Raw genomic sequence first — 23880 nt, 5'->3', positions numbered from 1 at the left:
ACCAAAATCCTCTCATTTAATGGAATCCCTTTCATTATATAGCAGGAGAAAGAGCGAAAGCCATCCCGGTTTCAAAGCAAAATGGCCGTTTGGACCCTCTATCCTTCTGCGGGCATAATCATTGCGCCGTGTTCACAATTTTGTTAATCTTAGTTATGTTAGGTAAATCACTTTATTTTGGGAGGAATTAAACAATGGCTTTTGAATTACCACAGCTACCTTATGCGTATGACGCACTAGAACCCCACATCGATAAAGAAACAATGAACATCCATCACACAAAACATCACAACACGTACGTTACAAACTTAAACGCAGCCCTAGAAGGAAATGAAGAGCTTCTTTCTAAATCAGTAGAAGAAGTGATTGCAAACTTAGATGCAGTTCCTGAATCTGCACGTACTGCGGTTCGCAACAACGGCGGCGGCCATGCAAACCATTCTCTTTTCTGGCAGCTTCTTTCGCCAAACGGCGGCGGCGCGCCAACTGGAAAGCTTGCGGAAGCAATCGATGCAAAATTCGGAAGCTTTGACGCGTTCAAAGAAGAATTTGCAAAAGCGGGAGCTACACGCTTTGGTTCAGGCTGGGCATGGCTTTCTGTTGCAAATGGCCAACTTGACCTTTCAAGCACACCAAACCAGGACTCTCCAATTATGGAAGGCAAAACGCCAATCCTTGGTCTTGACGTTTGGGAGCATGCCTACTACTTAAATTACCAAAACCGTCGCCCGGACTACATAGCAGCATTCTGGAATGTAGTAAATTGGGATGAAGTTTCAAAACGCTACGAAGCAGCTCTTTAATATAAGTGCTCATAAAAGCCGGTCCGATTATCGGGCCGGTTTTTTGGTGGAAAAAACCCGTTGATTTCGATACAATGAACAATAGAGTAAATGAAACGAAGAAAGGGTTAGGCGGTTGAAAAAAGCGAATAAGAAGAAAAAAACGCATGTACCGTTTCGGATGAACATGCTGTTTTTTGTGGTTTTCCTATTGTTTTCGGCTCTGATATTCCGGCTTGGTATTGTCCAAATTGTACAGGGAGAAGATTATCAGCGCAAAATTGAGCGGACAGAAGATGTAACAGTGAACACAAGCGTGCCGCGCGGGAAAATTTATGACCGGTACGGGACAGTCGTAGTAGATAACAAGCCGCAAAATGCAATTACGTATACACGTTCTTCCAATGCGGATCCAGAAGAAATGATGAAAACAGCAGAAAAGCTTGCCCAGTTAATTGAAAAAGAGACGGATCAAGTGACGGAGCGTGACAAAAAAGATTTTTGGATCACGAAACACCCGAAAAAAGCAGAAGCAAAAATTACCGATGCAGAATGGGCTGCTTACAAAGAGGACAAGCTTACAGAAGATGAAATTTATGACATGCAGCTGGATCGGATTACAGAAACAGATTTAAGTGAGCTGACCGGGGCGGAACTTGAAGTATTAGCCATTTACAGGGAGTTTACAGCCGGTTACGCGCAAACCCCGCAAATTGTTAAAAATGAAAATGTGACGGATGTAGAATACGCTGTAGTGAGTGAGAACTTATCATCACTGCCAGGTGTGAATACGACCACCGACTGGGAACGTTCGTATGCATATGACGGTACGTTAAAAACGGTGCTTGGCAATATTTCTTCTTCTAAAGAAGGACTGCCAAGGGAAATGGCGGACTACTATCTGGCACGTGGTTACAGCCGCAACGACCGGGTAGGGAAAAGTTATCTGGAATACCAGTATGAAGATATTTTGCGCGGCCAGAAAACGAAGATGAAAAATGTGACCGATAAATCAGGAAATGTGCTTGATTCGGAAATTATTACGGAAGGCCAGCGTGGAAATGATCTTGTTTTAACCATTGATATGGATCTTCAAACAGCCGTAGAAAAGATCATTGAAGAAGAGCTGACAAAAGCAAAATCAAGTTATCATCCATTTTTAGACCGGGCATTCGTTACCATGATGGATCCAAACACGGGTGAAATTCTTGCCATGGCAGGGAAACAATATACGACTTCTGATGGGAAACCTAAAATTGTCGATTTTGCGCTCGGTAACATGACCACATCTTATGCAATGGGCTCGGCTGTAAAAGGAGCGACTGTTTTAACAGGATACATGACCGGGGTCAATGAACCGGGTGAACGCATCGTTGATGAGCCGCTTTATTTTGGCAGCTCGGCCAAATCAAAAAGTTCGTGGTTTAACCGAAGTGGCGCTATGAGTATTAGTGATACCTATGCACTGATGCGTTCTTCCAATGTATACATGTTTAAAACCGCTATGGAAATTGGTGGTTCCCATTACGTACGAAACGGCGGCTTGGGAATCAATACAGATGAGGCTTTTCCGATCATGCGGCAATATTTCGGCCAATTTGGCCTCGGCGTCAAAACCGGCATTGATTTGCCGAATGAACAGGCCGGCTATAAAGGATTTGTTGACCAGCCCGGTAAGCTTCTGGACTTCTCCATTGGCCAGTTTGATACGTATACGCCGCTTCAGCTTGCACAGTACGTATCGACCATTGCAAACGGCGGCTACCGCATGCAGCCGCATATTGTAAAAGAAATCAGGGAGCCGATTTCTTCAACCAATAAAATTGGTCCGATCGCGGAAGAAATTGAGCCTAACGTATTAAATACGCTGGAGCTTGAGCCTGGATGGATCGAACAAGTGCAGGAAGGCTTCCGCCTTGTTGTTCACGGATCCGAAGGAACAGCGGCAAGCTATTTTGGGGATGCCCCGTATAAAATGGCGGCCAAAACAGGAACAGCTGAAGGTGTATATGACGGTCCTTTAAAAGAAAAAGGTGAAAACCAAATGACCTGGAATGTGACCCTTGTTGGATACGCTCCTTATGACAACCCGGAAGTAGCGATGGCCGTTGTCGTTCCGTGGGCATATGAGGACAGCTCAAGTTCGATTCCGATCAACCATTATATCGGCCGCCGGGCAATGGATAAGTATTTTGAGCTGAAAGAACAAAGAGCCAGTGAGAAACCAGCCCAGGCCGTGATTGATCAGGATATTGTGCCAAAAACAGGCACAGAAACATCTGATGCAGATGAATCTGAAACAGAGGAATCTGAAGACGAATAAAAAACAGCCTTTCCGCTTACTTTAACGGAAAGGCTGTTTTTTGTTGAAAAGATTATACCTGTTTTGATGGGTTCAACGAATGTATAAAAACGATAAGAAGGGATGTCGGAAAATTTTAAAAATAATTATTTTTTATAGTAATCGCTTTCAATGATAAAAATCAACATTTATTTCTTAAAATCGTCTTCGATTTACAAAACCTTAACATTTCATTAAAACCTTATTAATACTCATCCTTTATTGTATTCAATGTAGCAGATAACAAAAAAACAAACTCGCAGGGGGAAATCAAGAATGAAACCAGTTAAAGTTCTCACACTATCAGCACTAGTAGGATCAGCGCTTGTAATGGGTGCATGCGGCAATAACAATGCTGATAATGGAGCAGGAGGAAATGGCGAAGAAGGACAGGATGCACAGCTTCAAGGCCAAATCTCAATCGATGGTTCATCAACAGTTTATCCGATTGCTGAAGCAGTAGCAGAGGAGTTTATGCTTGAACAGCCGGATGTAAAAGTAACAGTCGGATTGTCTGGTACAGGCGGTGGATTTGAGAAGTTTATCGCTGGCGAAACACAAATGAGTAATGCATCTCGCCCGATTAAGGATGAAGAAGCACAAGGCCTTAAAGATGCGGGTATTGATTATACAGAACTTCAACTTGCTTACGACGGGTTGTCTGTAGTTGTTAATAAAGATAACGACTGGGTAGATCAATTAACAGTCGATGAATTGAAAAAACTATGGCTTGATAACGGCAAAACAAAAAAATGGTCTGATATTCGTGAAGGCTGGCCGGCTGAAGAAATTAAATTCTACTCTCCAGGTACAGATTCCGGAACATTTGATTATTTCGATGAAGTAATTCTTGACGGAGGTCAAATCGACAAGTCCGCTACACTTTCTGAAGATGATAACGTTCTTGTACAAGGTGTAACAGGAGACAAAAATTCAATTGGTTACTTTGGTTATGCATACTACCTTGAAAACAAAGACAACTTGAAAGTGGTACCAATTGTAAATGGAGAAGGAAAAGCCGTTACACCAGACGCTGAAACAATTAAGAGCGGCGAATATGAGCCACTTTCACGTCCATTGTACACATATGTAAGCAACTCGGCTGTTAAAGAAGATGAAGCAGTAAAGGCTTATACACAATTTACACTTGAAAATGCAGCAGCTCTTGCAGAAGATGTAGGATATGTAGCTCTTCCTGAAGAGGAGTACACAAAGCAGCTTGAAACAATTGAAGGCTTAAAATAATTGTCACTGGATTAAAAAAAGCGGATAAAGAAAAATACACCAATAGAGGGCAGAGCCCTCTATTGGTGTACATGGGTTGAAAGGAGCAAGATTGGGTTGAAAACAACAAACAAAGAACTCAGTCCTGTTCAACAGCTGCTTGAAAAAAAATATAATAGCGGCTTTTTGAACAGAAGTGAAAAAATTATTCCGGTGGTTTTGTTTCTTATGGCTGCCGTTTCAGTGTTAACTACACTCGGAATCGTTTTAACACTGATTTTTGAAACGATCACTTTCTTCGGTGATGTTTCGATCGTTGAATTTTTTACAGCTAAAGAGTGGTATCCATTCTCAGGAACAGATCCTGTTTACGGTATTTGGCCGCTTGTATTGGGTACATTAAAAATAACAATAATCGCTTCATTATTTGCTATCCCAATCGGGCTTGCAGTAGCTTTGTATTTAAGTGAATATGCAAGTGCGCGCACACGTAAAATTATGAAGCCAATTCTTGAAGTGCTTGCAGGTGTTCCAACGATTGTTTACGGCTTTTTTGCCTTAACATTTATTACTCCGGTTTTACGCGGTATTTTCCCTTCGCTTGAAATGTTTAATGCGATCAGCCCGGGAATCGTAGTTGGAATCATGATTATTCCAACAATTGTTTCCCTGTCTGAAGATGCTCTTTCTTCGGTTCCAGAATCTGTTCGCCAAGGTGCGCTTGCACTCGGGTCAACAAAATGGGAAACCGCATCAAAAGTTATTTTCCCGGCAGCTCTTTCCGGTATTCTTGCATCGATTGTGCTTGGTGTCTCCCGCGCTATCGGGGAAACGATGATTGTATCCATTGCAGCAGGATCAACGCCATCTGCATCCTTGGATTTAACAACATCCCTACAAACAATGACATCCTACATTGTACAGGTTACGACTGGTGATGCAGGATTTGGCACGACGATTTATTACAGTATTTATTCTGTCGGCTTTACATTGTTTATTTTCACCCTTCTGATGAATATACTAGCTCAATTCATCTCGAAGCGTTTCAGGGAGGAATACTAATGGAAAACACTGCACGGGTTAAATCAGAAGAAATGGTAAGCCGTATTGACGGCCGCTTAGCAAAAAACAAAGTCGTCAAAGGAATTTTCTTGACGGCAACGATTTTTACGTCCATTATTTTAATTGTGCTGCTTTACCGTATCATTTCACAAGGTGCTCCTTATTTAACATGGGACTTTTTCCAGAATTTCGCGTCGCGCCGTCCTGAGCAGGCGGGGATTAAAGCAGCTGTTATTGGTACGCTTTGGATGATGAGTGTGGTTATTCCTACAGCCGCTATTTTGGGAGTCGGTACAGCGATTTACCTGGAAGAGTACGCAAAGAAAAACAAGTTAACTCGCTGGATTCAAATGAATATTTCAAATTTAGCGGGTGTGCCTTCTGTTGTATTCGGTCTTCTTGGCTTAACTATTTTCGTTCGTGTGTTTGGCTTTGGAAATAGTATTTTAGCTGCAGGCTTTACAATGGCTCTGCTTGTTCTTCCGGTTGTCATCGTAGCAGCCCAGGAAGCGATACGCGCTGTTCCAAAGGAACTTAAGGAAGCATCATTTGGTCTTGGTGCAACAAAGTGGCAGACGATCTACCGAGTAGTTCTTCCGTATGCGATACCGGGTATTGCAACAGGAAGCATCTTAGCTTTTTCACGTGCTATTGGTGAAACGGCTCCGCTTATTGTTGTCGGCATTCCAACATTCGTTGCGTTTCTGCCATCTGGCTACTTGGATTCATTTACAGCACTTCCAATGCAAATTTACAACTGGACAAGCCGTCCGCAAGTTGACTTCCATAACCTTGCAGCTGCGGGTATTATCATCCTGCTGGCCGTGCTTATTTTAATGAATTCTGTTGCAGTTTGGATCCGCAACCGTTATCAGGCAAGATAATAAACCTTGGGAAATCGCGATTGAAAACTTGGAGGGAATGTAAAATGGCGTTAACTGCTGTAAATACAACGAAAAACAATCAGTCTGTTCAAAACGAGGAACTGTTCGTATATAACACTAAAAATTTAAACTTATGGTATGGAGAGCACCATGCTCTTAAAAACATCAATTTAGGTATTAAAGAGCGGGAAGTCACAGCGATTATTGGGCCATCAGGCTGTGGAAAATCAACATACATTAAAACATTAAACCGCATGATCGATCTTGTGCCAGGTGTAAAAACAACGGGGCAGATCGAATATCGCAACCGGGACATTTTCAGCAAAGATTTTCTTGTAGAAGAATTGCGGACACGTGTCGGCATGGTATTCCAAAAGCCAAATCCGTTCCCGAAATCTATTTATGAAAATATTGCATTCGGCTTGAAAATTCACGGTATTAAAAACAAGCAAATCATTACTGAAACAGTGGAAAAGAGCTTGCGTGGAGCAGCTCTTTGGGATGAAGTAAAAGACCGCATCCACGAACCTGCTTATGGTTTGTCAGGTGGACAGCAGCAGCGTCTTTGCATTGCGCGCTGCCTGGCTCTTGAGCCGGATGTCATTTTAATGGATGAGCCAACTTCTGCATTAGACCCGGTTTCAACTCTAAAAGTAGAAGAACTTATTCAAGAACTAAAAGAAAAATACTCCATCATTATCGTGACACACAATATGCAGCAAGCTGCCCGTATCTCTGATAAAACAGCTTTCTTCTTAAATGGAGAAGTTGTGGAGTTTGATTCTACAGATACCATTTTTAACAATCCTGCAGATAGTCGTACAGACGATTATATTTCAGGACGCTTCGGATAAAAAAGAAAAGCTGGCGCTTTAGCGCCGGCTTTTTTGTTATGCTGTTTATTTTGTTAGTGCATCAGCCACTTCTTTTTCTGCCATGTCCTTCTTTAAAACAAACGACCCTGTTTGCAGCTTATCTGCGTATCCATTCGCTGTTAAAAATTGATTAAAAGCTGCCTGGTCCTGGATGATGCCGGATTCCTTTAATTTAGCCGCAATTTCATTAGAAGACATGCCGGATTCAATTATAACTGTAACGGATTGAACAGCCGTTTTAGGGGCTGTCGTTTCTTTTTGGGCAGAATCAAGCTGTTTTTCTGTCTGTTCGTTTTCTTTTTTTTGAACGACATAATTCTCTGCCTCCAGCCGTTGAATCATTTGTTGTGCTGATAGTTCAATAGGGCGCTCGGGCGCTGTTTGATCAGAAATATACAGGGCTGCTGAAGCCGCAAGAAGACCGAAGCCGAAAGCGCGAATAGGCTGTTTCCTCATATTGATGAACTCTCCGTCTGCATGTTTTCATCCAAAATGCTCTTTACCTGCTCGGTTGAAAGAGAGGATTGTGCAGCAATTTGGGCAATAGGTGTGCCTTGCTGATAAAGGGCAATCACCTGGCTTTGAATAATCTTATTTACAGCAGCAGCCGGCTTTTTGGTATGTACAGCAGGTGTTTCTCCAATGAGCAGCTCTTCCTCAAGCACTTTTAATTTTTTGTTAAATTGATAGTGCTCCTGTAGCATTTTCATGGATAATTCCTCAATTTCTTTTTCCAGCTGCCGCTGTTTATCGGGCAGAAAAAAGGACAGCAAAATAAAAAAGGCACCGGCGCAGGCCAATCCGATGGTTAGTTCATTCATATGAAATCTCCTTTCGTTTTCTTTGTCCATATTGTACCACACCGTAACCGCAGGAAGGGGTGCGTTGGGCAATTGCCGCCTGCTATTGAACGTGATACCATAATGATATAATAATATTTTGATTAGGAAAACTGCCGGATCGAGGTGATACATATTGATTGAGGAGATTGTAAGGCTGAAAAATGAGAATTTCTCTTGGGAACAAATTGCAGCAACATTATCTATTCCAAAGCAGCAGGCAAAACAAGAGTGGCAGTATAGACTAACAGAAAAAGCAAAGCGAAACGTACAAAATAGTCTTCATACTGTATTGTTGTCGAAAGAACGAATTTATTGCAAATGGCATCTCGATCCTTTTTTATTAAGGGCGGCTTTCTATTGTGAAGCTCCGTTAAATCCTGATGTACTGGATCTTCGTATTTTTGACGTAACAGATATTTATTTTAATGGAACGAACGCTCACTCCATGACATGTGTAAAAGTAAACAAGGAGGATGGCTTCTGGATACTAAAAGGGTTAAAGAGCAATCGTTCTTACCTTTGTGAGATCGGCTATTTAACAAAAAACTATTCTTTTTGGCCGATTCTGCAATCACATCCGGTTCATACTTCATACGAGCGCAGTACAGACTATATACTTAAAGCAGGAGAAGCGGAAGCGTTTTATCAACATTCTTTCAACGAGCCAGCCTGGATCGAACATCCAGATTGCTTGCAATAAACCGATACTAGCTGAAGGAGGTAAGGGAAAATGAAATATTCTTTTTCAAATATTATGATGGTTAATCATCCCTTTCGGCCTCTTGCTCTGGCTGGGTCGACAGCAGACAGCGAGGAAATCATCACACTGATGAAGGCATATGGAACCCTGCTTGAAGCAGCAAGCCGTACGGAGCCTGGAAAGCCGGTTACAGGCGTTGTGAACTTATTTACATTGGGCTGGATGAATGGAGCTCGAGGAAAGATGGCTGTCGCTTCTTTTATGAAGCTTCAACCGGACGGGGTACTGCCTGCAGTTTTACGCGCACATAACGGGTCTTTTATTCAAGCTTTTAAAGAGTTGATGACACAGCAAAAGCTTGTGCTGCTGCCTGTGTCTCTCAGCCAGTTTCCTTTGACAGCTTATACATTGAAAGGGGCAGCAAAGGAAGACTTAAAACGAACTTCTGCTATATGGAAAGAACTATTCGGCACTCCGCCTTTATCCATATGGCTTCCGCGTGGCGCTTATACACCTGGGATAGACGAACTTCTTTTGCAGGAAGGCTCTCAGTTCGTATTTCTTCCGCATGATGCTTTTCCTTTGGAGGAACAGGAAGGGGTTCAGTGGGTGTCTCCGCGCGGCCTTGAACTGATTCCGTATCGGAAGGATCATCAAGAAAGCGGGACAACAGGCGTCACGCTTTTTTCTTTAGCGGGGCAGAGCGCCTGCATGCATTGGGAAGATATTCAAAAAAAGCAGGTATCCTCGTCTGATCGTTCTTCTGCAAAGCGTGTGATTCATTTTCCACTTGTGTATGAAAACTTGAATGAAGGACATACATTGATTACGGCGGAAGAACTTCATCGTTGTGATCCTATTATTCATTTGAAAGAAGAGTGGGACGAAAAGTATGCCCTCGCTATTTCAGAAGCGGCAGGTGTTTTAGATTTGGAATGGGCTTACTGTATTTATGCGGCTGTTCATGGTTTAAAAGAGGAATTAAAAAGCGCTATTGATTCCTTGCGCTATTTATTAGATGGAGCCCATAAAGAGTTTCCTGACCTCGATTATGCACACCAGCGCATGCGTCTTCATTATGGAGTAACGCTTCAATCCAAACAGTTTGTTGGCGGCGTAGAAAGAATGGAAGGAGCTGTCCTGCTGCTTTCATGGGAGTATCCGCCAAACATTGTCGGGGGAATGGCACGGCATGTTCATGGACTTGCAGAAGCACTTGTTGCCTCCGGACGTGAAGTGATTGTTCTAACATCTTCCCACCATGAATCAGCAGAATATGAATGTATCAATGGTGTGCACATTTATCGATCCGGCCCGCTTCACAAAGGAGAGCAGGATTTTTTAAAGCAAACCTCCGATTTGAATCTGTGTCTTTTTCAAAAAGCGATGGAGCTGATGCACAAGCATGACATTGCTCTTATCCATACCCACGACTGGCTGACAGGCGACGCGGCAATACTGCTTGCCGAACAAAAGCAGCTGCCGCTCATCTCCACTATTCATGCCACCGAGCATGGACGGAATAATGGGCTGCATAATGAGCTGCAGCATGCGATTGCGTCAAAAGAGAAAAAGCTCATTGAAGCTTCCGATACGGTTATTGTGTGCAGCCAGCCGATGAAGGAAGAATTACGGGCTTACTATGAGGGGTCAGGGAAAGATATATACGTGGTGCCGAATGGTGTGGAATTTGAAGAAAGCGTATCAGGCCTGACAAGGTTTCGCTCCATGGAGCCCTTTATTTTTTCAATCGGCCGTATGGTGTTTGAGAAAGGTTTTCAAACATTCTTTGAAATGAACTTAAAAAACTTGAAAAAAGAAAATATTCAGTTTATTATTGCGGGTAAGGGTCCTCTATTAGAAACATGGCGTGAAGAAGTGAAAAAGCGCGGACTCGAGGATACGATTCATTTTGTCGGCTATGTGAGTGATGAGGAAAGAAGAGCTTTGTTTCAATCTTGTAAAGTGGCTGTATTTCCAAGTTTGTACGAACCGTTCGGTATTGTGGCTCTGGAAGCCATGGCGTTCCGAAAGCCTGTAATCGCAGCTGCAACAGGCGGGTTAAAATCGTTTGTTTTACATAAACAAACCGGGCTTTTGTTCGAACCAGGAAATGCCGAAGACTTATCGGAGAAAATAGCGGCTGTTTTGGATCAGCCCGGTTATGCAAATGAACTAGGTTTGAATGGACATGAAATGGCAAAAGAACTTTACAGTTGGGCACACATCGGCGCACAAACAGAAAAGATCTACGATCAGACCGTTTTCATCAAAAAAATGGAGGGAGTTCGTACATGATAGGTATTCTGCTTGCTGGGGGGCGTGGAAAAAGGCTGCGTCCGATAACTGACCACATACCAAAGCCAATGGTCCCATTGTTGGGTAAACCTCTTTTAGATTACAATTTAAATGTTTTTAAAAGAAATAAAATTTACCGCGTGATCATGACGGTTTGTTATAAAAAGGAAGTTATTCAGCAGCATGCAGGTTTCGGCCATCAAAATGGACTTGATATTGAATATATAGAAGAGTGCGAGCCTCTTGGTACTGCCGGAAGCTTATTTGCCTCCAAAGGGTTATTTAAAGAAACACTCGCTGTTTTAAGCGGTGATGCACTGACCAACATACCGCTTCGCCAGGCGTATAATTTTCACAAAGAAAAAGGAGCCCGTGTAACCATTGTTACGGCGAGAGCAGAGCACCCTGAGCATTTTGGTGTCTGCCTCACAGATCAAAGCGGAAAGCTTCTTTCTTTTCTTGAAAAGCCTTCTAACGTGCAATTGTGGACGAATCAAGTAAGCACGGGGATTTATTTGGTTGAACCGTCCTTGTTTGAAGATTACGCACTTTATGGGAAAGCAGATTTCGCCCAGGATGTATTTCCAATGCTTCTGGCCAATCAGGAGCCGGTTTATGTGTATGAAACCAATGCATACTGGCAGGACATTGGCACCCATCCCGCATACAAGCTGGCTGAGAAGCGGCTTAAGCGGGGAATACCAGGAATTACGAACCGTCTGCAGCCTGTTTACCCACTTTCGAATACATTTCCTGCTTCTATACTGAACGAAAACGATGGACTTGCAGAGCGGTCCGATTGTTATTCACCAATGTTGAAAAAACAGGCTGGCATTTCTGATGAAAAGGTGCTATTATAGTAAAGTCGCAAACGACTTGAAAATAAGCGAGACAAGTTTGGAGGGAAAAACATGCGTGTAAACATTACATTAGCTTGCACTGAGAGCGGTGACCGTAACTATATCACAACTAAAAACAAACGTAACAACCCGGATCGTCTCGAGTTGAAAAAATACAGCCCGCGATTGAAAAAAGTAACAGTGCATCGTGAAACAAAGTAAGCAGCAGGAGACTTTCCTGCTGTTTTTTCTTTTAGGAGGAATCAATGGATAAAAAGATACTGAGGGATGGGATAAAACAGCAGCTTGCTGCAATGAGCCGGCCCGTGTATGAGCAAAAAAGCTTTCAAATTGCCAAAAGATTGTATGCGCTTCCGGAGTGGCAGGATTCAAACAAAATTGCGGTTACGATTTCAGCGGGTTTTGAAGTAGACACCTGGCAGATTATCCGATCTGCGTGGCTTGCCGGCAAAAAAGTTTGTGTGCCAAAGTGCCATCCGGATACAAAAGCCATGTATTTTTATCAATTGGAGAAATTTGAAGATCTTGAAACGGTGTATGCGGGGTTGTATGAACCGATTCCTCAAAACACAACATTGATTAACGCGAAGGAGATCGAATTAATGATTGTGCCCGGTCTGCTTTTTAACCGGAAGGGGTTCAGGGTAGGCTTTGGCGGCGGCTATTACGACCGTTTTTTATCTTCATACATAGGACAAACGATTTCATTAGCGTTTTCCATTCAATTACGGCCGGATATTCCCGTTGAAGGGCATGACATACCTGTTCAGAAAATTTTGACGGATAGTGAAACAATCCTCTGCTCATAAACATCCTTCTTTCTTTACCGTCTGAATGAGTTCCGTTATAGTGGAATCAACAGGATGGACGAAAGTAGTGATGAAATGACAACGCAAACAAATTTGATATTTTGGCGTCTTGCTTATTTTTTTGTCGTAGAGCAGGAGTATACATTAACAAGGCTGAGCCAGGATCGCAGAGAAATGCTGCTTGAAAATCGTTCAGTAAAAGAAGCGGCCATTATTAGACTTTCTCAGCAAAATCTTGGCTGGGCAGCTTCCCTGGGACGTGACATTGAACAAGCCGCCTGGGTCGGTGAGCGCCTCCGAAAGCAAAGAGGGATGAGAAAGCTTAATATGCTCAATGTAATTGTGTCTCCTCATCTGCCCGTTGACGAATTTTTGCAGTTCATGAAACCGGTTCAAAGCGGAAAAACAAAAACAGCTGTACTGCTGTTTACTGAAGAAAACCTGGGAGGTCCGCTTCAAGAGCTGGAGCAGTTTATGGAGTCTGTACCGGAGCAGCGGGACTTTGAAGGGGCTGAAGATGAAGCGGCTGCTTATGAGCGGGCTGTTTTATCCCATGAAGTAAAACGAAAAGAAGAAGAAAATCGGTTTTTTTACTACGGAAAGCCTTTTTTCACGTATGTTTTTACCGCGGTTAATGTCATCATGTTTTTTTTAATGACGATCGCAGGAGGCAGCACAGCGACTGATGTGCTTATACAATTTGGCGCAAAATTCAATCCTCTTATTTTAGAGGGAGAATGGTGGCGTTTTATCACACCGGTTTTTCTGCATATCGGACTGCTGCACCTTTTAATGAATTCAATGGCTTTGTACTATTTAGGAACAGCGGTTGAACAAATTTACGGCCGGCTGAGATTTTTGTGGATTTATTTGTTTTCCGGCTTTACAGGGAGTCTGCTCAGCTTTTTGCTGACTCCTAATTTGTCAGCAGGAGCGAGTGGAGCTATTTTTGGGCTGTTCGGTGCCCTTCTTTATTTCGGGGTAACCAAGCCAAAGTTGTTTTTTCGGACGATGGGCATGAATGTCCTTGTTGTGATTGGAATCAACCTGGCCTTTGGATTTACAGTACCCGGAATTGACAATGCCGGACATATTGGCGGACTTGTGGGCGGTTTTTTAGCAACGGGCATTGTTCATTTTCCGAAAAAGCGACGTGTTCTGCAGCAGCTGCTGTTTTTGGCAGCAGCTTCGACATTTGTGGCAGCCGGTTTGTTCTTTGGGTTCCAGCACGGATATGCCGCTCTTGACGCGCAGTCTGTGAATATTCAGGCGGCAGACAAGCTTCAGGACGGAAATAAGCAGGAAGCTGAACAGATCTTGTCGAACTTTATTCAAAAAGGCGGCCAGCCTTCTGCCGAAACGTATTTTTATTTGGGTGTAATTGAAGCGGGGGACGGGCGCTTGGAGGAGGCTGCCTCTCATTTTAAGCAAGCCGTCCGGTTAAGAAGTAATTTTCCTGAAGCACATTATAATCTGGCGCTTATTTATTCTAGCCAGGGACGGCAAGAAGAAGCGCTGCAGGCAGCCGAACAAGCCGCAGCATACGCTCCTAATGAACAAACATATGAAGATTTAGTTCGCAAGCTGAATAATGAGTGAAAAGCAGGGTGAAAAGATGGAAACGATTTTTGATGTACAGCAGCTGCTGAAAAGATACGGTGTTTTCGTTTATATCGGCAATCGTGTAGCAGATTTACAATTAATGGAGCTGGAACTGAAAGAACTGTATCAGTCTCAGCTGATAGAGCCAAAAGAATATCAAATGGCGCTGCTTATATTACGACAGCATATTGCAATTGAAAAAGAAAAAGAAAAAGAACAGGGGAAATGACATGGCAAAGAAACGGCTCGCTGCTTTTGATATTGGCGGCACAACGGTTAAATTAGCTTTTTTAACAACAGAGGGAGAAATCATACGAAAATGGTCGATTCCAACCGACCGTACGGACAAAGGAAGTAGAATAGTAGCAGATATTGCCCGTTCTTTTTATAAAGAATTAGAAGCAGATGGATTAACGACTGCCGATGTGCTCGCAGCAGGAGTGGGGGCACCGGGTCCTGCCGATCCAGTATTAGGGACGATTTCTGGTGCGGTAAATATCGGCTGGCCGAATGGATACCCTTTAAAACAGCTTCTAGAAGAAGCAATTGAATTGCCTGTTTTTATTGAAAATGATGCAAACTGTGCTGCACTTGGCGAAATGTGGAAAGGTGCAGGAGGAGGCGCAGGCGACGTAGTTTGCATTACACTTGGCACAGGTGTCGGCGGCGGCGTTGTGTCAAAGGGAATGATTATTACAGGGGTAAATGGAGCGGCGGGAGAAATCGGCCACATTACGGTTGTAACAGAAAATGGATTTCCTTGTAACTGCGGCAAGCGCGGCTGTCTTGAAACAGTAGCTTCTGCAACGGGAATTGTTAATTTGTACAAACAACAAGGCAAAGACGCGCCTGATGCACGCACAGTATTCGAACAAGCTGCGGCAGGAGATGCGGCAGCGCAATATGCGGTTGACCGCTGTGCTTTTTATTTAGGTCTTGCGGTTGGAAACATTGCTAACACCTTGAACCCAGCTAAGATTGTAATTGGCGGCGGCGTTTCAGAAGCAGGTGCCGCTCTTATGCAGCCTTTGGAGAAATACGTAAGAGAGTTTACGTTCCCACGGGCGATGGATGTGCTTGCACTTCAAAAAGCACAGCTTGGCAACGATGCCGGTGTGATCGGTGCAGCTTACTTAGCAAAAGTAATGTCAGTTTGATAAAATAAAAAACAGTTCCGCTGGGACTGTTTTTTTATTTTATGAAACTTTTTTTAATCGTATGCGTATCAATAAGGGGCGGAATTGTCGCGGAACTATTATAAAGCTTTGCTTTTTCATTCTGATTGATTTTTTGTAAAAAAAGTATTAAGATTGTGAAAGACAATTTACACTGGGTTAAAGTGTATGCAATTCCCCGATCACTTTTATAGAAGTAACGAGGAGGCTGAAAGATGAAAAGAACAATACGCAGCAACATTTCTCTTATTGCTGTAACCGTTTTGTTCTTATGGATGAAAACATACATCGTCTATAAAACAAGCTTTAACATGGATATTGAAAACTCACTGCAGGAATTTATTTTGCTGATTAACCCGCTGAGCTTTATTATGCTGGCAATGGGAATTGGCTTTTTCTTTAAAAGCGACAAAGCACGCAATCGTTATTTGCTGGGCATGAGCTTTTTCTTAAGTTTTCTGCTTTATGCGAACGTTGTGTTTTATCGCTTTTTTAATGACTTTATTACGCTGCCTCTTTTATTTCAAACAAGCAACTTTGCTGATTTGGGTAACAGTGTTACAGAAGAATTTAGTGTAGCGGATATTTTATATTTCGCCGATGTCATTCTTTTATTCCTCCTGCTTAAGTTCAAGCCGTCATTTGTGATGTTTCGCCCAATGTCAAAAATGAACCGCCGCGCTTATTTTTTATCAGCTGCTGCGCTTATGTTTTTGAACCTTGGACTAGCAGAAGTGGAACGTCCGCAGCTTTTAACAAGGACTTTCGACCGTGAAATGCTTGTGAAAAACATCGGAACGTTCAACTATCACCTTTATGACATTTTTCTTCAATCCAAATCATCTGCCCAGCGTGCACTGGCAGATGGCAGCGAATTAACTGAAATTGAAAACTATGCCGACGCCAATTATGCCGAACCAAATGCAGAGCTGTTTGGCGCTGCCAAAGGAAAAAACCTGATTATGGTGTCCGTTGAGTCAACACAGGCTTTTGTTTTAAACAATACCGTAAACGGACAGGAAATTACGCCATTTCTGAATGATTTTGCAAAAGAGAGTTTAAACTTTACTAACTTCTACCACCAAACCGGGCAGGGGAAAACGTCTGATGCAGAATTTTTAACAGAAAATGCACTGTACCCGCTGAGCCGCGGTGCCGTGTTTTTTACTCACTCTGGCAACCAATTTAATTCAATGGCTGAAAAGCTTGAGGAAAATGGCTATTTTTCAAATGCGATGCATGCGAACAATAAAAGTTTCTGGAACCGGGACATTATGTATGATTCGATTGGATATGAACGTTTTTACAATGTAAATGATTATAAGGTGAATGAAGACAACAGTGTAAACTGGGGAATGAAAGATATTCCGTTTTTTGAACAATCGGCCGAGCTGATGAAAACCATGCCGCAGCCGTTTTATTCAAAAATGATCACGCTGACCAATCATCATCCGTTCTACTACGATAAAGAAGACCAGATGATTGATGAATTTAATTCATCAAGCGGCACATTAAATCGTTATTTCGTTACCGTTCGTTACACGGACGAAGCGTTAAAAACGTTTGTGGAAGATTTGAAAAAAGCAGGCCTTTATGAAAACTCTGTAATTGTTTTGTATGGGGATCATTATGGCATTTCAGAGAATCATAATGAAGCCATGGCTCAATATTTAGGTAAAGAAGTGACACCATACGTATCAGCTGAGCTTCAAAAAGTACCGTTTATGATTCACATTCCAGGCGTTAAAGGCCAGGAAATTGATACGGTCGGCGGACAGGTGGATGTGCGGCCAACACTGCTTCATCTTCTTGGCATTGATACAAAAGGAGATATTCAGTTTGGACAAGATTTGCTTTCCAGCGAGCATGAAAGCTTTGCCGCATTCCGTGACGGCCGTTTTGTGACAGAGAATTATGTGTATGCCGGCGACGTATGCTGGGATAAAAAGACGGGCGAGCAAACGGATGCTTCCTACTGTGCGCCTTATATTGAAAAAGCAGCTGCTGAATTAAATTATTCAGATCGGGTTATTTACGGGGACCTGCTTCGTTTTTATGATCCAGATGCTGCAAGAAAAGAATAAAAAAAGCACCTGATTTTATCAGGTGCTTTTTTAATGGGCAGCTGGATAGCCGTGATGCAAAACCGTCATAATGGTAAACCAGCCGATTACACCAGCTGTACCCAGACTAAAAACGATGCCGAGCAGATTTTTGTTTTTCACAGCGCTGATGGTACTGAAAACGGCAAGAAGGGCAATAAGAGCAAAAATAATCGTTAACCCGTTCATTTTTCCAGGCCTCCTTATATAAAAAGCCATAAAAACCCATGTAAGCGTCAAACACACCCCTATTGTATAAGGTTTTTCCATATTTGTCGAGATGAAAGCGGATAATTCTTTTAACAGCTGCAGTTTCCTGTTACGATATCAATTGAATAAAGAAAAAGGTGGAGATGATATGGATTGGACGCAATTGCCGCTTGGTCCTCTGCAAACAAATTGCTACATACTTTCTCATGAGTCAAAATGTATTGTTTTTGACCCGGGTTCAGAAGGAGATCAGCTTGTAAGCTGGCTGAAGGAAAACAAGCTTGACCCGCTCGCTGTTTTACTGACTCATGCTCATTTTGACCATATTGGGGCTGTTCGCCCGCTGAAAGAAGCTTTTAACATGCCGGTTTATCTGCATGAAAAAGAAGCAGAGTGGCTTGAAAATGCCGATCTGAATGGATCAAGCCGCTTTGGCATGGGAAGCATTACGGCACCGCCGGCTGATGTTTTGATCCGTAATGAAGAAGATTTAACGATTGATTTGTTTACATTCAAACTGCTGCATACACCGGGCCATTCACCGGGCAGCGTATCTTATTATTTCGAAGAAGGCGGCGCCTTGTTTGCCGGTGATACTCTTTTTATGGGGAGCATCGGGCGAACGGACCTTGCTGGCGGCGATCATCAAACACTTCTTACGAGCATTCATGAAAAAATTATGTCACTGCCTGAGGAAACCATTGTGCTTCCGGGGCATGGCCCGGCAACATCCGTGATCACGGAAATGGACAGCAATCCTTTTTTAAATGGTTTTTAAAAAAACAGAGAACGCCCTTACGGTGTTCTCTGTTTTTTTTATCCAGTATATTTCATAACCTGCTTTTTTTTCGTCAGGCTTCTTAGCTTTTCAAGATTATATCCAACCACAAGCAATTCTCCGTCCGTTAAAATCGGACGCCGCAGCAATTTAGGCTCTTCAATAATCAAATCAACAACGGCTGAAAGGGGCATCTCATCGACGCTTACATTTAACGATTTAAACGTTCTGCTTCGGGTGGCAAGCAGTTCATCAAGACCTTCCGAAGTCATGGATAAAAGATTTAGCAGCTCCTGGCGTGTAGGAGTTTCACGGAAAAGGTGGCGTTCTTGAACATCAACTGAATGGGCAGACAGCCATTTTTTTGTTTTTCGGCATGATGTACAGCTTGGATACGTATAAAAGGTAACAGCAGACATAAATACTCCTCCTTTTTATTCTTAAATATACTATACAATACTTGTACAATTATTGTACAGTGATTACCCTTTTAATTGTGTCCAATTTCGTAACACGCTTATAAGTATGACTTTTATCATTTTTCACCATAAAATTGTTGCTTATAATAATTAAAAAATGACGAGGTGATAAAATGAATTCCGTTTTAAAAGTAACAGGCGCACTTGCTGATGCCACACGTTATTCCATTTATGAATATATTTTAAAAGAACATAGAGACCTGACAGTACAGGATATAGCCGCTCAATTTGGCATTCATCCGAACGTGGCACGCCTTCACTTAACAAAGCTTGAAGATGTCAATTTAATTGGTTCCTGTCTGCAGAAAACAGGAAAAGGCGGCCGGCCGGGCAAGTTATATAAGCCGGCGGAAAGAGCTGTGCAGCTGGCTTTTCCACATCGCGATTATCAGCTTTTGTCGGATATTTTGCTTGAGGCTCTAGAGCTGTTTGGAGAAGACGGAGTAAAAATGGCGGAAGCGGCCGCTCAAAAAGCCGGCCGGCGTTCTGTAGAAGCAGAAATGAAAGGGACTGTTTCCTCCCCTCCAAATAAAGAACGTCTTCAATTGCTTAAAACGTTGACTGCAAGAATTGGTTATACAGCGCATGCGGAAGAAACAGAAAAGGGGCTCGTTGTTCAATTTGCTATTTATAACTGCCCATTCAAAGAATTGCTTCAGGAAAAAGCTGCAGCAACATGCCGTATTCATAAAGCGTTTTTACAAGGAGTTATGGACACCTTATTCGGGCCTGCTGTTTTAAGCCAGCATTCTACGATGCTGAATGGATGCAAGGAATGTATCTATCAGTCGGTTGCAGTAAACTGAATAAAAGAAACGCTTACATTTTTGTCTCTTATCCTTTATAATAGTGGTATTAATGGACCAAGCTTTGAAAAAAGGGAGGGATACATAATGGATCGGATGTTTCGTGTTATGGCATTTTGGACCGGTATTTTTTCTTTAATGTTTTACTTGGGCCATATGAATATTACGGCTTTAATTTTTCTTGGCCAAACTGGATTTTTCTTATTACTCGGCTATTTACGTCTTTCTGAACGAATGTATATTTATGTATTTGGTGCTTATTTAACCGTTTTTTTTGCCGCCTTTACTTATTGGTCAACCTTTATGATGACGCCGGGAAGCGGAGGGCATTAAAACAAGCAAAGCCTTTAAAGCGGAAAGCTTTAAAGGTTTTTTTGTTAAAGTTTTGTAAATATTTTGAAAAAACCACGTCTAATCCGGCATATTGTTGTATGCTCAAAGGGAGAGAAGGTGATAATTTGCAGGTTGAGCAAAAAATGGAGCAAATCTTAAAAGAAGCTGTTCAAATGCAGGCCACCGACCTTCATTTAATGCCGAAACAAAACGGTTATTTGCTTAAAGTTCGTGTCGGCGGCCAGCTGATAAAAAGTGAAACCTTTTCCATACGGGAGGGCGAACGGCTGATTGCTTATTTGAAATTTACGGCTTCGATGGATATCGGTGAAAAACGAAAGCCCCAAAGCGGCTCCTTTCGCCAGACAGTTGATCAGTTTCCCCTATCGCTGCGTGTTTCCACGCTTCCCGCTGTACCCCACAAAGAAAGCCTCGTGATCCGCCTTTTGCCACAGGAACATGTTCCATCTCTTTCCCAATTAACGCTGTTTCCCTACACCGCGGTCAAGTTAACCTCGTTATTAAACCATTCAAACGGCCTCATTCTGCTTAGCGGCCCAACCGGGAGCGGAAAATCCACTACACTTTACTCTATGATTCAGCATTGTGCCTCCCATTTAAACAAACATGTCATTACACTCGAGGATCCCGTTGAAAAACAGCAGGATGCTTTCGTACAAATTCAAGTAAATGAAAAAGCCGGTATTACGTATGCAACGGGCTTAAAAGCCATTTTACGCCACGATCCTGACGTGATTATGGTCGGTGAAATACGCGATGAAGAAACTGCACGAGCCGCTGTGAAAAGTGCACTTACGGGGCACTTGGTTCTTTCGACCATTCACGCTCGCGACGCTGCGGGCGTTATCGGCAGGTTAAAAGAGCTCGGTATTACTCAGCATGAAATGACACAGACACTAATCGGCATTACCGCACAGCGGCTTGTCCGTATCCGCTGTCCGGACTGTGGTGCTGCCTGCAGGGAGGAATGTATGCAAAAAACAAAGCAGGCGATCGTTTGCGAATTACTATTGGGAAGAGCACTGTTTTCTATACTGGGGAACGAATCATCGCATCAGCCGGTATCTGTTTATAAAAAGCTGCAGGATGAGCTGCGAAAGGGGATAGCATATGGATTTATCACACGCGAGGAATGGACTCGCTGGTGTTTTAGCGAAACGGACTTCAGCGAAAAATGGAGCTGATTTTATTACAAGGCTCGGAGAAATGATGATAAAAGGTTTTTCCATTGGAGAAGCGGTAGAGTTTCTGTTGATGAACATACCGGATATAAATAAAAGGCAAACAAACTTAATTCAAAAGCAGCTGCGGGAGGGCGTTCCGCTTCACGAAATTCTGCCGGTGCTTCATGTTCCTTCCCTTATCTGCCTGCAGATTTTCTTTGCTGAACAGCACGGAAATGTTCAAGAAACGCTCGTGCATGCTGGAACACAGTGGAGCAAGACTGAACAGGCGAAAGAAAAGCTTGTACGGCTTCTGCAATATCCGATCTTCCTGCTGGCTTTGCTTATCGTATTGCTCGCCGTCTTAAATACTTTCGTTCTTCCTCAGTTTCGGGATCTTCACGCTTCAATGGGATATGAACCAAAAGGGATGATCCTGCTCCTGCTTTTTTTTCTTCAATGGGCACCCCCGGCCGTCTTAATTACAGCCCCTGTTCTGACTGGTCTGCTTCTTCTTTTGTATACCCGCTATAAACTTCTTTCTCCGCAAAAAAGAGCGGATATGATCATAAAAATTCCGTATATGAAAACCTTATTTCAGCTTTATTTTACCCGTCTTTTTGCCAGGGAATCTGCTCAACTGTTAAGCAGTGGATTTTCGGTGAACGAGCTTCTCCATGTATTTGAAGAACAAACGATTTACCCCATGCTTCGTGAAGCTTCAAAAAAAATAAACAGCCAGCTTATGTCGGGTACTCCTTTGAAAGAAGCCATTGCAAATATCACTTGGTTTGACCGAAAGCTGCCTGCTTTGATCAGCCATGGAGGGGCAAATGGCAGAATGGGAGAAGAGCTGCTTCTTTACGCATCATTCTGTGACCAGCTGATTGAAAACAAAATAAAAAAAGCAACAAGCATTATTCAGCCGGCCGTTTTTTTAATGATTGGCACGGTTGTCATGGCTGTTTATCTGTCGGTGATGCTGCCGATGTTTGAGATGATTGGCTCGGTTTAAAAAAGGAGGAAAAAAGAATGAAGCGATTCTGGAAGAATGAACGAGCATTTACACTGATAGAAATGATGATCGTCTTATTGGTGATTACCGTTTTGCTTTTCATTGCCATTCCAAACGTGGCAAAGCAAAGTAAAAATATCAATGCAAAAGGCTGTGAGGCGTTTGTTCATATAAATGCATACAAACACAAGTAAATAAGAGTAGGTGTGTTTTACTTCAAAAAGCTCCTCTGTTGGAAACTTTTCACTTCTGATCTCATATAAAATATCTCAATTTGATATACTTTTTGAAAAATATGAACAAAGAAGTTCCTAATTACGCTAAAGATGCTACTGTCTTTTTTGAATTTTATGGATCATAATCAGAAAAAGGAAACATATATAATACAACGATATAGGAAAAAAGTTTTGTTTAAATTCCTAATTATCTTTTTTTTAGAATTTTTATCAATTATAATTTAGATCGGTAAGAAAGATTCCAAAACTAAGAAAGAAGGAGTGGTTGTGATGAAACTTTTAAGGTTACTTGTTTCATTCGTATTAGCATTTTTAGTTAGTTTACCTTTATCTTCAATACAAGGGGTAGAGGCGGCTGCTGTAGGAAAAGAGGCTAAAAAGGAATTCACTGCAAAATATACGATAAAGAATTGGCAGGGATCTGGTTGGAATCGTACACTTTATAAAAAGGTATTGATTACCGTCAATGGTTATGATGTTTTAAGTCATAAAAATTCAGTGGATGTAATAATTACAGTTACTGACTCTTGGGTTACAAATACTAAAGGTAAGGAGTCTCATACATTTAAACAAAATGGAAATGGCAGTTTAATTTTAGATGTAAAGCAAGTTAAAATGTCTACATCCGGTAAAGTTGTTAATAAAAAGATGGATCGAGATTATATTTATAGCCAACAATGGTGGGGAAAATTTGATCAATCAGGTGTGGCTCAAGTAAAAGCAGGATTTGGTGTTGGCTATGGCCCTCTTAGTGCATCTGTTGAGCCGTCAAAACCTTACAATATAGATCCGCGTTCTAAACAAAATCTTTATTTAGGTGGCGAAAAATATCCAACTGCTACAAGTTTTACATTTCCTAAGACTAGTCTAAGTTCAGTGAAACAGTATTACACTACAAGAGCAGAAATTGGTGTCATTTCTACTGCTAAAAAGACAACAAGTAAGTCGATTAATGTTAAAGTTGCCATTCCTGTACGTGTCATAGATAACCATCCATTTGATTCATCAAAAAATAAGACGTATGTCGGGGATACATACACATATGACCTAACGTTACCTTACAAATCTGGTAAGTAATAGGTGTTTATTAAGTGATACTATGCGATCTAAGATTGGAACTATAAAATCTTCCGATTGGCTTTTATTAATTACTCCCAATAACAAACTAGATAGTAAATAAAAACAGGAGGGGCTGCGGCTCTTCCTGTTTTTATTTTAGAGGAAGAACCAAAAGGGAAATCAAAAGAGGATGTTTTGTTCTTATTCATATAAATGCTTACAAA

The 23880-nt window shown here is 42.1% G+C and carries 25 protein-coding genes and 1 pseudogene; 22 read left to right on the top strand and 4 right to left on the bottom strand.

The window, feature by feature from the left end:
* Positions 1-194 precede the first annotated feature (194 nt).
* The 6 genes from M3221_RS08490 to pstB all read left to right on the top strand — a co-directional run bounded on the left by M3221_RS08490 (position 195) and on the right by pstB (position 7147).
* A complete protein-coding gene (locus M3221_RS08490; protein WP_242233446.1) occupies positions 195-803 on the top strand; it encodes a superoxide dismutase in 609 nt (202 codons plus the stop codon).
* Between the two features lie 160 nt (positions 804-963).
* A complete protein-coding gene (locus M3221_RS08485; RefSeq protein ID WP_251271128.1) occupies positions 964-3105 on the top strand; it encodes a peptidoglycan D,D-transpeptidase FtsI family protein in 2142 nt (713 codons plus the stop codon).
* Between the two features lie 294 nt (positions 3106-3399).
* Positions 3400-4368, top strand: coding sequence for a PstS family phosphate ABC transporter substrate-binding protein (locus tag M3221_RS08480; RefSeq protein ID WP_251271043.1), 969 nt, complete (start codon positions 3400-3402; stop codon positions 4366-4368).
* Positions 4369-4464: 96 nt separating this feature from the next.
* A complete protein-coding gene (gene pstC / locus M3221_RS08475) occupies positions 4465-5409 on the top strand; it encodes a phosphate ABC transporter permease subunit PstC (protein WP_251271042.1) in 945 nt (314 codons plus the stop codon).
* Entirely contained in the window at positions 5409-6293 is an 885-nt protein-coding gene (pstA, locus tag M3221_RS08470) for a phosphate ABC transporter permease PstA (protein ID WP_242233449.1), read from the top strand. Before pstC ends, pstA begins: the two co-directional genes overlap by 1 nt.
* Positions 6294-6337: 44 nt before the next feature.
* On the top strand, positions 6338-7147 hold the full coding sequence (pstB, locus tag M3221_RS08465) for a phosphate ABC transporter ATP-binding protein PstB (protein ID WP_251271041.1): 810 nt from the start codon (positions 6338-6340) through the stop codon (positions 7145-7147).
* A 45-nt stretch (positions 7148-7192) separates the two neighbouring features.
* On the opposite strand, the gene M3221_RS08460 is transcribed toward pstB, so the two are convergent.
* Together M3221_RS08460 and M3221_RS08455 are read right to left on the bottom strand one after the other, a co-directional pair.
* Positions 7193-7624 (bottom strand): endolytic transglycosylase MltG, encoded by a 432-nt coding sequence (locus M3221_RS08460; RefSeq protein WP_251271040.1) that lies wholly within the window; start codon positions 7622-7624, stop codon positions 7193-7195.
* Positions 7621-7989: a helix-turn-helix domain-containing protein gene (locus M3221_RS08455; protein WP_251271039.1), complete on the bottom strand. Its 369-nt coding sequence runs from the start codon at positions 7987-7989 to the stop codon at positions 7621-7623. Before M3221_RS08455 ends, M3221_RS08460 begins: the two co-directional genes overlap by 4 nt.
* A 154-nt stretch (positions 7990-8143) precedes the next feature.
* Here M3221_RS08455 and M3221_RS08450 point away from each other — a divergent pair, with 154 nt between their 5' ends.
* The 9 genes from M3221_RS08450 to M3221_RS08410 all read left to right on the top strand — a co-directional run bounded on the left by M3221_RS08450 (position 8144) and on the right by M3221_RS08410 (position 17538).
* Positions 8144-8710: a DUF4912 domain-containing protein gene (locus M3221_RS08450; protein ID WP_251271038.1), complete on the top strand. Its 567-nt coding sequence runs from the start codon at positions 8144-8146 to the stop codon at positions 8708-8710.
* 30 nt (positions 8711-8740) lie between these two features.
* The gene (locus M3221_RS08445) at positions 8741-11008 is read left to right on the top strand and encodes a glycosyltransferase (RefSeq protein ID WP_251271037.1); all 2268 of its coding nucleotides are present in this window, start codon (positions 8741-8743) and stop codon (positions 11006-11008) included.
* A complete protein-coding gene (locus M3221_RS08440; protein WP_251271036.1) occupies positions 11005-11868 on the top strand; it encodes a nucleotidyltransferase family protein in 864 nt (287 codons plus the stop codon). The genes M3221_RS08445 and M3221_RS08440 overlap by 4 nt, the downstream gene beginning before the upstream one ends.
* Positions 11869-11919: 51 nt before the next feature.
* Positions 11920-12069, top strand: a complete 150-nt coding sequence (gene rpmG / locus M3221_RS08435) for a 50S ribosomal protein L33 (protein WP_045850975.1) — start codon at positions 11920-11922, stop codon at positions 12067-12069.
* 44 nt (positions 12070-12113) lie between these two features.
* Complete coding sequence (locus M3221_RS08430) at positions 12114-12677, top strand: 5-formyltetrahydrofolate cyclo-ligase (protein ID WP_251271035.1); 564 nt, start codon at positions 12114-12116, stop codon at positions 12675-12677.
* A gap of 54 nt (positions 12678-12731) precedes the next feature.
* Complete coding sequence (locus tag M3221_RS08425; protein WP_251271034.1) at positions 12732-14276, top strand: rhomboid family intramembrane serine protease; 1545 nt, start codon at positions 12732-12734, stop codon at positions 14274-14276.
* A gap of 16 nt (positions 14277-14292) precedes the next feature.
* On the top strand, positions 14293-14508 hold the full coding sequence (locus M3221_RS08420) for a YqgQ family protein (RefSeq protein ID WP_242233458.1): 216 nt from the start codon (positions 14293-14295) through the stop codon (positions 14506-14508).
* 1 nt (position 14509) lies between these two features.
* The gene (locus M3221_RS08415; protein ID WP_251271033.1) at positions 14510-15436 is read left to right on the top strand and encodes an ROK family glucokinase; all 927 of its coding nucleotides are present in this window, start codon (positions 14510-14512) and stop codon (positions 15434-15436) included.
* 233 nt (positions 15437-15669) lie between these two features.
* Positions 15670-17538, top strand: a complete 1869-nt coding sequence (locus M3221_RS08410) for an LTA synthase family protein (RefSeq protein WP_251271032.1) — start codon at positions 15670-15672, stop codon at positions 17536-17538.
* Positions 17539-17568: 30 nt separating this feature from the next.
* Here the strand turns inward: M3221_RS08410 and M3221_RS08405 are convergent, their stop codons facing one another.
* The gene (locus tag M3221_RS08405) at positions 17569-17745 is read right to left on the bottom strand and encodes a DUF2759 domain-containing protein (RefSeq protein WP_242233461.1); all 177 of its coding nucleotides are present in this window, start codon (positions 17743-17745) and stop codon (positions 17569-17571) included.
* A gap of 169 nt (positions 17746-17914) precedes the next feature.
* Here M3221_RS08405 and M3221_RS08400 point away from each other — a divergent pair, with 169 nt between their 5' ends.
* Positions 17915-18544 (top strand): MBL fold metallo-hydrolase, encoded by a 630-nt coding sequence (locus M3221_RS08400; RefSeq protein ID WP_251271031.1) that lies wholly within the window; start codon positions 17915-17917, stop codon positions 18542-18544.
* 38 nt (positions 18545-18582) lie between these two features.
* On the opposite strand, the gene M3221_RS08395 is transcribed toward M3221_RS08400, so the two are convergent.
* A complete protein-coding gene (locus M3221_RS08395) occupies positions 18583-18963 on the bottom strand; it encodes a Spx/MgsR family RNA polymerase-binding regulatory protein (protein WP_251271030.1) in 381 nt (126 codons plus the stop codon).
* Between the two features lie 173 nt (positions 18964-19136).
* Here M3221_RS08395 and M3221_RS08390 point away from each other — a divergent pair, with 173 nt between their 5' ends.
* The 6 genes and pseudogenes from M3221_RS08390 (at position 19137) to M3221_RS08365 (ending at position 23674) form a co-directional block, all read left to right on the top strand.
* A complete protein-coding gene (locus M3221_RS08390) occupies positions 19137-19829 on the top strand; it encodes a helix-turn-helix transcriptional regulator (protein WP_251271029.1) in 693 nt (230 codons plus the stop codon).
* A gap of 87 nt (positions 19830-19916) precedes the next feature.
* On the top strand, positions 19917-20162 hold the full coding sequence (locus M3221_RS08385; RefSeq protein ID WP_242233465.1) for a DUF2626 domain-containing protein: 246 nt from the start codon (positions 19917-19919) through the stop codon (positions 20160-20162).
* A gap of 125 nt (positions 20163-20287) precedes the next feature.
* Positions 20288-21367, top strand: coding sequence for a competence type IV pilus ATPase ComGA (gene comGA, locus M3221_RS08380; protein WP_396120259.1), 1080 nt, complete (start codon positions 20288-20290; stop codon positions 21365-21367).
* Positions 21294-22361, top strand: a complete 1068-nt coding sequence (comGB, locus tag M3221_RS08375) for a competence type IV pilus assembly protein ComGB (protein ID WP_251271027.1) — start codon at positions 21294-21296, stop codon at positions 22359-22361. Before comGA ends, comGB begins: the two co-directional genes overlap by 74 nt.
* Before the next feature lie 17 nt (positions 22362-22378).
* Positions 22379-22528: pseudogene (locus tag M3221_RS08370) on the top strand (competence type IV pilus major pilin ComGC); the annotation flags it as partial.
* Positions 22529-22867: 339 nt separating this feature from the next.
* On the top strand, positions 22868-23674 hold the full coding sequence (locus M3221_RS08365) for a hypothetical protein (RefSeq protein ID WP_251271026.1): 807 nt from the start codon (positions 22868-22870) through the stop codon (positions 23672-23674).
* The last annotated feature ends 206 nt before the right edge of the window (positions 23675-23880 follow it).

The organism is Domibacillus indicus (assembly GCF_023715895.1).
Lineage (GTDB): Bacteria > Bacillota > Bacilli > Bacillales > Domibacillaceae > Domibacillus > Domibacillus indicus_A.
The sequence above is the reverse complement of the archived record's forward strand: the minus strand, read 5'-3'. Positions and strand labels throughout refer to the sequence as shown.